13 protein-coding genes are annotated in these 13026 nt (G+C 31.7%); 6 read left to right on the plus strand and 7 right to left on the minus strand.

Annotation, left to right across the window (positions count from 1 at the left end):
• Window positions 1–30: 30 nt before the first annotated feature.
• Window positions 31–486, minus strand: a complete 456-nt coding sequence (coaD, locus tag Q4487_RS15835) for a pantetheine-phosphate adenylyltransferase (RefSeq protein WP_303545062.1) — start codon at window positions 484–486, stop codon at window positions 31–33.
• A 76-nt stretch (window positions 487–562) separates the two neighbouring features.
• Window positions 563–1537 (minus strand): D-alanine--D-alanine ligase, encoded by a 975-nt coding sequence (locus Q4487_RS15840; RefSeq protein WP_303545059.1) that lies wholly within the window; start codon window positions 1535–1537, stop codon window positions 563–565.
• Between the two features lie 102 nt (window positions 1538–1639).
• Between Q4487_RS15840 and Q4487_RS15845 the strand changes: the two genes are divergently transcribed.
• The 4 genes from Q4487_RS15845 to Q4487_RS15860 all read left to right on the plus strand — a co-directional run bounded on the left by Q4487_RS15845 (window position 1640) and on the right by Q4487_RS15860 (window position 4525).
• A complete protein-coding gene (locus Q4487_RS15845) occupies window positions 1640–2194 on the plus strand; it encodes a PASTA domain-containing protein (RefSeq protein WP_100895095.1) in 555 nt (184 codons plus the stop codon).
• Between the two features lie 21 nt (window positions 2195–2215).
• Window positions 2216–3244 carry an RluA family pseudouridine synthase gene (locus tag Q4487_RS15850; RefSeq protein ID WP_303545054.1) on the plus strand — a complete coding sequence of 343 codons (1029 nt, stop codon included), beginning with the start codon at window positions 2216–2218 and terminating at the stop codon, window positions 3242–3244.
• 95 nt (window positions 3245–3339) lie between these two features.
• The gene (gene yaaA, locus Q4487_RS15855; protein WP_303545052.1) at window positions 3340–4101 is read left to right on the plus strand and encodes a peroxide stress protein YaaA; all 762 of its coding nucleotides are present in this window, start codon (window positions 3340–3342) and stop codon (window positions 4099–4101) included.
• Window positions 4102–4150: 49 nt separating this feature from the next.
• Window positions 4151–4525, plus strand: a complete 375-nt coding sequence (locus tag Q4487_RS15860; RefSeq protein ID WP_303545050.1) for a hypothetical protein — start codon at window positions 4151–4153, stop codon at window positions 4523–4525.
• A gap of 2 nt (window positions 4526–4527) precedes the next feature.
• Here the strand turns inward: Q4487_RS15860 and Q4487_RS15865 are convergent, their stop codons facing one another.
• Window positions 4528–5076, minus strand: coding sequence for a hypothetical protein (locus tag Q4487_RS15865; RefSeq protein WP_303545047.1), 549 nt, complete (start codon window positions 5074–5076; stop codon window positions 4528–4530).
• A 163-nt stretch (window positions 5077–5239) separates the two neighbouring features.
• Complete coding sequence (locus Q4487_RS15870) at window positions 5240–5368, minus strand: 30S ribosomal protein THX (protein WP_075695785.1); 129 nt, start codon at window positions 5366–5368, stop codon at window positions 5240–5242.
• Between the two features lie 316 nt (window positions 5369–5684).
• Here Q4487_RS15870 and Q4487_RS15875 point away from each other — a divergent pair, with 316 nt between their 5' ends.
• Window positions 5685–9137 carry a pyruvate carboxylase gene (locus Q4487_RS15875; protein WP_303545043.1) on the plus strand — a complete coding sequence of 1151 codons (3453 nt, stop codon included), beginning with the start codon at window positions 5685–5687 and terminating at the stop codon, window positions 9135–9137.
• Window positions 9138–9318: 181 nt separating this feature from the next.
• Here the strand turns inward: Q4487_RS15875 and Q4487_RS15880 are convergent, their stop codons facing one another.
• The 3 genes from Q4487_RS15880 to Q4487_RS15890 form a co-directional block, all read right to left on the minus strand.
• On the minus strand, window positions 9319–9873 hold the full coding sequence (locus Q4487_RS15880; RefSeq protein ID WP_303545040.1) for a hypothetical protein: 555 nt from the start codon (window positions 9871–9873) through the stop codon (window positions 9319–9321).
• 33 nt (window positions 9874–9906) lie between these two features.
• A complete protein-coding gene (locus Q4487_RS15885) occupies window positions 9907–10698 on the minus strand; it encodes a DUF3575 domain-containing protein (RefSeq protein ID WP_100895101.1) in 792 nt (263 codons plus the stop codon).
• Window positions 10699–10873: 175 nt separating this feature from the next.
• Window positions 10874–11014: a hypothetical protein gene (locus Q4487_RS15890; RefSeq protein ID WP_198519415.1), complete on the minus strand. Its 141-nt coding sequence runs from the start codon at window positions 11012–11014 to the stop codon at window positions 10874–10876.
• A gap of 182 nt (window positions 11015–11196) precedes the next feature.
• Between Q4487_RS15890 and Q4487_RS15895 the strand changes: the two genes are divergently transcribed.
• Window positions 11197–12834: an ABC-F family ATP-binding cassette domain-containing protein gene (locus Q4487_RS15895; protein WP_303545035.1), complete on the plus strand. Its 1638-nt coding sequence runs from the start codon at window positions 11197–11199 to the stop codon at window positions 12832–12834.
• The last annotated feature ends 192 nt before the right edge of the window (window positions 12835–13026 follow it).

Raw genomic sequence — 13026 nt, forward strand, 5'->3', positions numbered from 1 at the left:
TTTTTGGTTTAATAAGGGGTGGTTTTGTATTTATAAAACTCTAACTGTATCTGGTACTAAGCTGGTATAATCACCATTGTTTCTAATAACATCGCGCACAATAGATGAGCTTATATAAGATTTGCCAGAAGACGTTAGTAAAAATACGGTTTCAATTTCTGATAATTTTCTGTTGGTGTGTGCAATGGCTTTTTCAAACTCAAAATCTGCAGGATTACGCAGACCACGTAAAATAAAATGAGCGTCTACTTTTTTGCAAAATTCTACCGTAAGCCCTTCATAGGTCATAACTTTTATTTTTGGCTCATCTTTAAAAGCTTCACCAATAAATTGCATACGTTGTTCTAGGGTAAACATGTATTTTTTATCAGCATTAATACCTATAGCAATAATTACTTCATCAAAAAGTGTAATGCCTCTGTTAATAATATCTGTATGGCCTAAAGTTAAAGGGTCAAAAGACCCAGGGAATATGGCACGTTTCATAGTAGTGGTTTTTATTTTAATGTAAAAATGTATTAAGTTGTATAGCAGATTTTTACGAACGCTAAAGTTACTTAATTTATCTTAATGCCTCTGTTATAGCACTCTCAAACAATTCTGGTAAAGATATTCCTGCTGCTGCTGCTTGCTGCGGTAAAATACTTTCTTCGGTTAGGCCAGGTGTAGTATTCATTTCTAACATATATGGCTCATTGTCTACAAAAATAAATTCGCTTCTGGTATAGCCTTTCATTTTTAAAATCTTGTAAATTCTTTTAGTTATATTACTGACTTTTTCTTCTTGCTCCTTAGTAATGCGAGCAGGTGTAATCTCTTGTGATTTGCCCTCGTACTTGGCTTCGTAATCAAAAAAATCGTTCTCTGTTGTAATTTCTGTAATTGGTAAAACTTTAGGTTTGCCATTATAAGTAATAACGCCAACGGAAACCTCTGTGCCATCTAAAAAAGCCTCAATAATAATTTCATCATCAGCTTGGTACGCATTTTCAATTGCCTTTGCTAAATCTTCTTTTTTGTGCACTTTAGATATTCCAAAGCTACTACCAGCTTTGTTAGCTTTTACAAAGCAAGGTAGTCCAACTGTATTTGTAATTTCTTCTTCTTTTATAACATCACCTTTATTTAAGTAATAAGAAGCAGCAGCTTTAATGCCATAAGGTTTTAATGTGCTAAGTAAATCTCTTTTGTTAAATGTAAGTGCGGCTTGGTAAAAATCACATGCTGTTTGCTTAACTCCAATTAAGTTAAAATAAGCTTGTAGGTAGCCATCTTCGCCAGGTGTACCATGAATAGCGTTAAACACACAGTCAAACTTTATTTTTTGTCCATTTTCTTTAATACTAAAATCACTTTTATCTACAGGAGACTCTATATCATTAGCATTTACATAAACCCATTTTTCTTTTAAAATATGAATTCTATATAGGTTAAACTTGTTAGAGTCTAGGTATTTATAAGCAACGTTTCCGCTTTTTAAGGATATTTTATACTCGTTAGAGTAGCCTCCCATTATAATGGCAATATTTTTTTTCATGGTAAATTAATAAGGGTCATTAATGCTAATAACAAATATCATTTTTTTAAATTAAAGAAAAAAGCATTGGGTTTTATATATTTGTGCGATAATATTATAGTTATGCGAAATTTTTTCAACTTTTTAAAAAGTAAAACATTAATAATACAATTAGGTATTGCACTAGGAGTAGTGGTTGTACTGGTGTTTGTTGCTTTGCAATGGTTAAAGTCTACAACAAATCATGGTGAATTTGTAGAGGTGCCAGATTTTTCTAAAATGGCAGTCTCTCAAATGAAACACGAAATAGATAAGGTAGGATTACGTTCTCAGGTATTAGATTCTGCAAATTATAACCCTAATTACCCAAGGTTTTCTATTATTGAGCAAAATCCACCAGCAGGTAATAAAGTCAAAAAGAACAGGAAAATATATTTTACAGTAAACCCATCTGGATATAAAAAAGTATCTGTACCACAAGTAATACAAAAAACAAAGCGTAATGCTACGTCTATGTTACGTGCTGTTGGTTTAGATGTTTTAAAGGTTACCTATGTAGACAATATAGGTGAAGATATGGTACTTAAAATAAAGTACAAAGGAAAACAAATTAAAGCCGGAGATAAATTACCAAAGACCTCTAAGGTAGAGTTGGTTTGTGGTAACGGTAACCACTAATAATAGTAAGCAACATAATATATGACTGAAGAAATTGGGCCACAAGCCAATGAAGATGAGCTTTATGAGCACCATAAAGTAGTTGCTTCTAAAGGGCAAGAGCCTTTACGTATAGATAAGTTTTTAATGAATTTTATTGAAAACGCTACACGTAGTCAAATACAAAAAGCCGCAAAAGATGGCCATATTTGGGTTAATAATGTGGTGGTTAAACAAAATTATAAGGTAAAGGCAAATGATGACATACGTGTTATGTTTACGCATCCGCCATATGAGTTTTTGCTGCAAGCAGAAGATATTCCTATAGACGTTGTTTATGAGGATGATGTGCTTATGGTTGTAAATAAACCAGCAGGTATGGTTGTGCATCCAGGACACGGAAATTACTCTGGTACTTTAATTAATGCTTTGTTGCACCATTGTAAAGATGAATTGCCAAACAATAGTAGTGATAGACCAGGTTTAGTACATAGGATAGATAAGGATACGTCTGGACTTTTAGTAGTTGCCAAGACTGAGGCAGCAATGACGTTTTTATCCAAACAGTTTTTTGATAAAACATCAGAAAGGGAATATGTAGCTATTGTATGGGGTAATGTTGAAAATGACGAAGGTACTATTGAGGGTAATTTAGGTAGACATCCAAAAAATAGATTGCAAATGCACGTTTTTCCTGATGGAGAAGAAGGAAAAGAAGCAATAACGCATTATAAAGTTATAGAACGTTTAGGGTATGTTACGGTTATTTCTTGTAAGCTAGAAACTGGAAGAACACACCAAATTAGAGTGCATATGAAGCACATAGGGCATACATTATTTAATGATGAGCGCTACGGTGGAGAGCGTATTTTAAAAGGAACAACCTTTACAAAATACAAACAGTTTGTAGAAAACGCATTTAAGATATTGCCAAGACAGGCATTACACGCAAAAACACTTGGTTTTGTACATCCTGTTACAAAAGAACTTATGCAGTTTAATACAGAAATACCAGAAGATATGGCAAGTGTTATAGAAAAGTGGAGGCATTACGCTAAGCATTCTCAATAACATTAGTTTTTACTATACTAGTATTTAAAATCTCTTTTAGAGTTTGTGTAATAACATAAAAATGATGTTTATTTTTATACCAAATTAAAAATAATATGAAGATTGTTATTTCGCCAGCAAAGTCATTGGATTTTGACTCTAAATTGCCAACAGAAGAATTTACAGAGCCTCAGTTTTTAAAACAAGCTAAAAAGCTAAATGAGGTTCTTAAAAAGAAATCGCCTAAGGCTATATCTGAGCTAATGGGTATTTCTGATAATTTGGCACAATTAAACTGGCAACGTAATCAAGATTTTACAATTCCTTTTACTGTAAAAAATGCAAGACCTGCTGTTTTTGCTTTTAATGGAGATGTGTATCAAGGTTTAGACGCGTATTCTTTACAGGAAGATAAATTAGCAGTTTTACAAGATAAATTAAGAATCTTATCAGGTTTGTATGGCGTTTTAAGACCGTTAGATTTAATGATGCCTTACCGTTTGGAAATGGGTACAAAAATGCCGGTAGATACCAATAAAAACCTACACGAGTTCTGGAAAAAAGATGTAACAGAGTATTTAAATTCAGAATTAAAAGAAAATGAGGTTTTTGTAAACTTAGCTAGTAACGAATATTTTGGTGCAGTAGATAAAAAAGCATTAAATACTACAATTGTTACTCCAGTTTTTAAAGATTGGAAGAATGATAAGTTAAAGGTAATAAGTTTTTATGCTAAAAAAGCAAGAGGTTCTATGGTGCGCTATATTATAGACACTAATGCAGAAACTTTAGATGATATTAAAAACTTTACCACAGATGGCTATACTTTTAGTGAGGAGTACACTGAAAAAGAGAATATGCCAGTTTTTATTAGATAATAATATCTTTAAAATTCCGTTTTTTACAGTAGACAAATAAATGTTTCCTATGAAAAATAAAATTCTATTTCCTTTACTTGTATTAGTGCTAACTATTTTTAGTTGTGATGATAGGGATGACAACCTTGAAGCTGTTAATATTAGGATAAAAAATGTTAGTGAGGTAAATTATGATATGGTGCAAGTAAATGGAGATGCAGAAAATGTGCATACAAATGTTGCTTCAGGACAAGTGTCTGAGTATTTTGAGTATGAAACGGCATACGCATACGCTTCAATTTTGATAGAAGCAGATGGTGAAACATATACATTGCAAGCAATAGATTACGTAGGAGAAACACCTTTGCCGCTAGGTTTTTATACTTATGAGCTTAATGTTGTAGAAGAAAATAACGGAGTAGAACTAAAATTAGTGGTTGACTAATTTTAGTTTTGCCTTTGTTTTTGAATATTCTCAGCAATTTTAATAGCTAAAGCTCTCTTTTTAGAAAGTAACTTTTCTATCTCAGATTCAAGAGCTACACGTTGTTTTTCTAATTCTACAGCTTCTAACAATAAAGCATTATTTTTTAATTCTATATCAGAAGAAATGGTGTTAATGCCGTTTTGAGTAAAAATGTCTAATGCGGTAATTGTATTTTCAACATCTAGCAGTGCTAGTTTAGCATAATGTCTTCCTAAATCCCAATCTTTAGGTGTTGCAGCTTTATCAATATTTTCTAACCCACTTAAAACCGAATTTTTAGCATCAGCACAATCACACTCTTTCATTAACTTTTTGGTTTTTTCAAGAGCAATAAAAGCTTTATTTGCATAAAATTTTTGGTGATCAAAATTATCAGCTTTTAAAGATTTTTTAGCATAATTAAGTGCGTATGAACTTGCGGAGTAAGCATTATCGCAATTAGAAGTAGTTGTGCTTGTAAAAGATGTTGTTATTACAAGTGATATTAATACAAATGTACTTTTAAGCATATCCTGGGGGTTGGTTTTGTTTGTAACTTGTTATTACAAAGTTGGTTTTTTTTTGGTTTTTATTAAAAGTTATGTGGTAAACATAAGCAAAGTTGTGGTGTAAATGCCCTTTTATGTCGGTTTAACTGTAACTTTTTATAGATAAAAAGCATAACTGGTTGGTTTACTTCTTTTTATCTGGACTAATTTTTTCTTGTAATGTTGGTTGTTTTTTAATTTTTCGTTTTCTTCTTGCACCGTAAGTGCCATTTATTATTTTTCCTCTTTTAGATTTCTTATCTCCTTTTCCCATAGTTTTTTTTAATTCTCTTAAAAGGTACTAAAATTATAAGAGAAAGTCAAGCTAAAAATAAAAACTACCAAGAATTAAATATGCAGTGTATTATGCTTATTACTTATTAAATAATTGTAATATAGGTAAAATAGTGATAATATGATACGAAATAACCCTGTTTTGTAAAATTTTAGTATTGTTAAAAACGCTTAAATAAAGTACCTTTGAAAACAGGGAATAAGGAGGTGATTTTGTTAAATTATTCTGAATGTGTTTGAGTAGTTTTATAAAATTATTGGAATTAATTAGTAAACACTAATAAATATAGTAATAAATGAAGATTAATAAGGTTTTAGTAGCAAATAGGGGAGAAATTGCAATCCGTATTTTTAGAGCTTGTGTAGAAATAGGCATTAAAACGGTTGGTGTATACACCTATGAGGATCGCTATTCATTGCATAGGTACAAAGCAGATGAATGTTACCAAATAGGAGAAGATCATGAGCCTTTAAAACCATATTTAAATATAGATGCTATAATAGAGGTAGCTAAGGAAAATGGTGTAGATGCTATTCATCCTGGTTATGGCTTTTTGTCTGAAAATGCAGAGTTTGCTCAGAAATGTGCAGACAATGATATTATTTTTGTTGGTCCAAAGGTGTCAGTACTAAAGTCTTTAGGAGATAAAATTACTGCAAAAGAGGTAGCGGTTGCTAATAATGTTCCTGTTATACAAAGTAGTAATAAAGATTTAACAGATGTAAGCATAGCAATTGAAGAGGCTAAGCGTATTAGTTATCCTGTAATGTTAAAAGCTGCTTCTGGCGGTGGAGGCCGTGGAATGCGTGTAATACGTTCACAAGAAGAATTAGAAAAAGCTTTCCCTGAAGCCCGTAGAGAATCTTTAAATGCATTTGGAGATGATACTGTTTTTCTTGAAAAATTTGTAGAAAACCCTAAGCATATAGAGGTACAGATAGTTGCAGATACACACGGTAATATGGTACACTTGTATGAGAGAGATTGCTCTGTACAAAGACGTTACCAAAAAGTAATAGAATTTGCCCCATCTATAGGTTTGCCGCAAGAAACCAGAGATAGTTTATATAAATATGCAATAGATATTTGTAAGGCTGTAAATTATAATAATATAGGTACGGTAGAGTTTTTGGTAGATGATGATGGTAGTATTTACTTTATAGAAGTTAACCCAAGAATACAAGTAGAACATACGGTAACAGAAATGATTACCAATATAGACTTGGTTAAAGCACAGTTGTTTATTGCCGGTGGTTACAAATTATCAGATCAACAAATAAAAATACAAGACCAAGATTCTGTAAAAATAACTGGCTATGCTTTGCAGTGTAGAATTACTACAGAAGATCCTGCAAACGATTTTAAACCAGATTATGGTGTAGTTACAACTTACAGAAGTGCTTCGGGTTTTGGTATTAGATTAGATGCAGGTAGTATTTACCAAGGAGTACGTATTTCTCCATTTTTTGATTCTATGCTTGTAAAAGTTTCTGCTATTAGTAGAACGTTAGATGGCTCTTGTCGTAAAATGCGTAGAGCTTTGGCAGAGTTTCGTATTAGAGGTGTAGAAAGTAATATGGCGTTTTTAGATAATATTCTTAAGCACCAAACTTTTAGAGATGGTAAGGTTACGGTTAACTTTATTAAAAACGAACCCTCTTTGTTTGAGTTTGTGGAGCCAAGAAACCGTGCTAATAAATTAATAGAATACTTAGGTGAAACTATTGTAAATGGTAATCCAGATGTAAAAAAGAAAGATCCAAATCACGTTTTTTCTAAACCAAAGGTACCTTCTTTTGAAAAAATGAGTTCGTATCCAAAAGGAACAAAGGACTTGTTAACAGAGCTAGGGCCAGAAGGTTTTGCTACGTGGTTAAACAATGAGAAAAAAGTACATTTTACAGATACTACAATGCGAGATGGTCACCAAAGTTTGTTGGCAACTCGTATGCGAACTACAGATATGCTAAAAGTATCTGAAGGCTATGCTAAAAACTTTCCAGAAATATTTAGTATGGAAGTTTGGGGTGGTGCAACCTTTGATGTTTGTTTGCGTTTTTTACAAGAAAACCCATGGGAACGTTTAGCATTACTTCGTAAATCTATGCCAAACGTATTACTGCAAATGCTTTTACGTGGTTCTAACGGCGTTGGTTATACGGCATATCCAGATAATTTAATCGAAAAATTTGTTGAAAAATCTTGGGAAACAGGGGTAGACGTGTTTCGTATTTTTGATTCGTTAAATTGGATGAAATCTATTGCTCCAACTATAGAGCACGTACGTAATAGAACAGGTGGTTTAGCAGAAGGATCTCTTTGTTATACAGGTGATATATTAGATCCAAAGAAAACAAAGTATGATCTTAAGTATTATATTCAATTAGCAAAGGATATAGAAAATGCTGGTGCACATATTTTAGGAGTTAAAGATATGGCTGGTTTGTTAAAACCAAACGCTGCGTTTGAGCTTATATCGGCCTTAAAATCAGAAATAAATATACCAATACACTTACATACACATGATACATCTTCTATACAAGGAGCAATGTATTTAAAAGCTATAGAAGCAGGTGTAGATGTTGTAGATGTGGCACTAGGCGGATTGTCTGGTTTAACGTCTCAACCAAACTTTAATTCTCTAGTAGAAATGTTACGTTTTCACGAACGCGAAAATAAATTAGATACAGATAAGTTAGCAGAATACTCTAACTATTGGGAAACTGTACGTAATTATTACTACACGTTTGAGTCTGGACTAAAATCTGGTACAGGAGAAGTATATAAGCATGAGATTCCTGGAGGACAATATTCTAACTTAAAAGGACAAGCAATTGCTCTTGGTTTAGAGGATAAGTTTCCTGATGTAACAAAAATGTATGGAGAAGTAAATCAGCTTTTTGGAGATATTATAAAAGTAACGCCTAGCTCTAAAGTAGTAGGTGATATGGCGCAGTATATGATTAGTAATAATTTAACTGTGCAAGATGTTTTAGAAAAAGGAGGTTCAATTTCTTTTCCTCAGTCTGTAATTAGTTTCTTTAAAGGAGATTTAGGTCAGCCTGTAGGAGGCTTTCCAAAAGAGCTTCAAAAAATAATTTTAAAGGACCAAGATGCATATACAGAAAGACCAAATGCACATTTAGAACCTATAGATTTTGATAAAGAGTTTAAGTCTTTTAAGCGTAAATTTAGAAAAGGTATGGGTAGAGATTTAGAAATGACAGATTTCTTGTCTTACAAGCTATATCCAAAAGTATTTACAGATGCTTATAACAACCATGTTAAATATGGTAATGTTATGAACATACCAACAAAGAACTTCTTTTATGGTATGGAAGTAGGTGAAGAAATTATAGTAGAGCTAGATCGTGGTAAAAACGTGCTAGTATCATTAATGTTAAAAGGCGAACCTGATGAAAACGGAAACGTAAGCATATTCTTTAAAATTAACGGACAGCTACGTAATGTTATGGTTAAGGATAAGGCAATAAAAGTTGTTAAAGCTCAAAATATTAAAGCTGATAAAGAAAATGATAAAGAAATAGGTGCTCCACTGCAAGGTTTATTATCTAATGTTTTAGTTAAAAAAGGAGAAGAGGTTAAAAAGAACCAGCCTTTATTTGTAATTGAAGCTATGAAAATGGAAACTACCGTTACCGCAACAGCAGAAGGTGTTGTAGATAAAGTGCATTTATCTGGTGGTTCCTTAGTAAATTCTGATGATTTAGTGCTAGTACTTAAATAGCGATTGTAGCTTTGTAAAATAATAAACACCATTCTTCTTGCTGTAGAAGAGTGGTTTTTTTTAATTTAATTATAAGTTTATAAAGAGAAAAGTACAACCGTAGTTAGTTGTACTTTTTTTGCAAAAATAAAACCCCTAAAACCAAAATGGTTTTAGGGGTTTTTTATATAAATAGAATTTATTAATCTTCTTCTTCTATTTCTTTTATATACTCAACGTTACCAGAAAAACTACCAGAAATAACTCTTCCTAATTCATCTTCTCCATTAAAAGTTAATTCATAATAACCAATTTCGCTTTTAATAATAGTTATAGTACCACTTACTAGATCAATTTCCTTTTCTTCATCTTCAGTATATTCAAACAAAGTAGCATCATCAAAAATTAAAGCAGTTTGCGCATTAGCATCATATTCATAAACTCCAGGGGCTAATTTATTAGGTGTAGATGAAAAAATTTCAAAGTATATACCAATACCAGTACCATTCAATTCTTGATCTTCAAAAGTAAATCCAGTACTTAGTAAAGATAAATCTATGTTATATATACCTTCTTCACCTTCTTCGTTATAAGCACCATAATCTTCTGCAATACCAAGAACAAAGTCTGTTTTGTTGTCATCAATTTTTAAAAAACTACCAATTACATTGTCGCTGCCAGAATCGTCATCACTACTACAACTATTCATAAATAAGCCAAATGTAACTAGTGCAAATAAGTAAATTGTTTTTTTCATAATATTGAGTTTTATATTTAAATTGTTGTTTTTTTAAAATCTATATCCAATACTTAAACCAGCACGTACGCCAGCCCAAGGACCATCTAAATCTATTTCTGCGCCATTAGCATCAACTTTATACTCTGTATCTACTAAAGGAATATCTGTGTCTTGTAAAGTTTCTAATAATGCATCTTGTTCGTTCTGAGATAAAACTCTAGATGACACACCTTTTAAATTTCCATTACTAGATCCAATGTGCGGACCAGCAATCCACCAGTCTAAAACAAGGTTACTTCCTAAGTTAAACTGAGACCCAATTAATAAGCCAAAAGTACTCCCTTTAATAGTACCGCTAGTAGTTAAAGTTTCTGTTCCGCCACCATCTGCATCATAGCTAAAGTTCACATTTTTAAAAGTGTATTTAGATGCTCTAAAAAATGGAGCTAAATAAAAGCCTTTTCCATATCCTTTTTTTCCTGTGTAAATACGTACTTCTGGTGTAAAACTAGAGTAGCTCATTTTACCATTGTTAACAATGTTAGACAAGTCATCATCTTCGTCTTCATCAACAAAAGAACTTCCAAAAGGAATACCACCTTCAGGTATTGTACCATAAGATAATGCAACAGAAAAAGTTTTGTTTAAAACTCTTTCGTACTGAAACTGAAAGTTTCTAAAGACCAAACTTGTTAAACTAAGTTTAGCAATGTTTTTTTTGTCTTGATACTCTAAAGTAGACTGTTCTTCATTATTAGCTTGTTCAGTAGGTTCTAATTCTTGTGCATACGTAAAACACGTAACAGATAAGAATGTAGTAAGTAGTAAAATTTGTTTTTTCATTATTTGTTTTTAAATTGATTAAATAAAACTATTTCCGTAGGAAATTATTGCAATTATATGACTTTATTTTTTAAAATTTCACTTTAAATTACTACTAACGTATTTTTTTGTAAAAAAAGAAAAGCCCTGAAAATCATAAAGATCTCAGAGCTTTTGCATATAAAAGCTAGTGGGGTTATTTCTTATTTTGCTGATCCTTAATGGTTTCAGAATCAATATCAAACTTGTTAGTGTTTATATTGGTATTCCCTGTAGGGTTTGTAGGGTTTGTTTGTTTTACTTTTCTTTTTAATCTCTTATCTTCAATAATTCCCATGTCATTTTATTTTTTAAGTTCAAGCTTAATATACAAGATAACTTATAGTTTCTTAGTTAATATACTTCTAAGTCTTTGTTAATGAGTGTTAAATGGCTTTTTGTATATTTTTTACTAAACTATTTAAACTACGTATTACATACTTTACTTTTTGTTAGTTTTGTAGTCTTTAAAATATACAGATGATTACAGTAGATAATATTGCAGTAGAATTTAGTGGAACGACCTTATTTAGTGGTGTAAATTTTGTTATTAATGAAAATGATAAAATAGCACTTATGGGAAAAAACGGTGCAGGTAAATCTACAATGATGAAAATTGTTGCCGGTAAACAAAAGGCTACTAAAGGCAAAGTTAGTTGTCCTAAAGATACTGTAATAGCTTACTTGCCTCAGCATTTACTTGCAGAGGATAATTGTACGGTTGTAGAGGAGGCTTCTAAGGCTTTTAGTCACGTTTTTACAATGAGAGACCGTATGGACTTTTTAAACAAAGAGCTAGAGACAAGAACAGATTATGAGAGTGATGCCTATATGAAGATTATAGAAGAGGTATCTGAGCTTGGAGAGCAATATTATGCCTTAGAAGATGTAAATTATGATGCTGAGGTAGAAAAAGCATTAAAAGGCTTAGGTTTTAGGTCGGAAGATTTTGCAAGACAAACAAGTGAGTTTAGTGGTGGTTGGCGTATGCGTATAGAACTAGCAAAAATACTACTGCAAAAGCCAGACTTAATTTTGTTAGATGAGCCAACAAACCATATAGATATAGAATCTGTAATTTGGTTAGAAGACTTTTTAGTAAATAAAGCAAAAGCTGTAATGGTAATATCGCATGACAGGGCTTTTATAGACAATATTACTAATAGAACCATAGAGGTTACTATGGGTAAAATTTACGACTACAAGGCAAATTACTCTCACTATTTGCAATTAAGAGAAGAGCGTAGAGCACACCAAATAAAAGCTTATGAAGAACAGCAGAAGTTTATAGAGGACAATATGCGTTTTATAGAGCGGTTTAAAGGAACGTATTCCAAAACAAATCAGGTTACATCTAGAGAACGTATGTTAGAAAAACTAGATATTATAGAGATTGATGAAGTAGATAATTCAGCTTTAAGGTTGTCATTCCCATCAGCGCAACGTTCTGGAGATTACCCTGTAAATGTTGAAGATTTAACCAAAACATACGGAGACCACACTGTGTTTAAAAACGCAAGTATGTCTATCTCCAGAGGAGAAAAAGTATCTTTTGTAGGTAGAAACGGAGAAGGTAAATCTACAATGATAAAATCTATCTTGGGAGAAATAGAGTACGAAGGTAAGTGTAGTTTAGGGCATAATGTGCAAGTAGGTTACTTTGCTCAAAACCAAGCTTCATTACTAGATCCAGATTTAACTATTTTTCAGACGGTAGATGAGGTTGCTAAAGGAGATGTACGTACGCAAATAAAAAATATTTTGGGTAGGTTTATGTTTAAAGGTGATGATGTAGATAAAAAAGTAAGTGTACTATCTGGAGGTGAAAAAACAAGGTTAGCAATGGTAAAACTATTGTTAGAACCGGTAAACCTTTTAATATTAGATGAGCCTACAAATCATTTAGATTTAAAGTCTAAAGATGTTTTAAAAGAAGCATTGTTAGATTTTGATGGTACTTTAATACTAGTTTCTCACGACCGTGATTTTCTACAAGGTTTAGCAGAAAAAGTATTTGAGTTTAAAGATCAACGTGTAATAGAACATTTTGAAACTATTGATGCCTTTTTAGAACGTAATAAGATTAAAAACATAAAAGACATCGATTTAAAAAAATAGCGATTGTTTTTAATTTTTGATACAAGTCCTAAACATTATATTTAATTATATTGTTTAGGGCTTTTTTTATTGTATAAATTGAATGGTTGTACAATTTATAAGTTGAATAACACTTTTAATGTTAATTATTTGTTTATGAGTTAGTTGTGTGTTTTATTTAAACTTGTATTAACAATAGTAACTTTTTATTAA

The sequence above is a fragment of the Cellulophaga sp. 3_MG-2023 genome (assembly GCF_030546975.1).
Lineage (GTDB): Bacteria > Bacteroidota > Bacteroidia > Flavobacteriales > Flavobacteriaceae > Cellulophaga.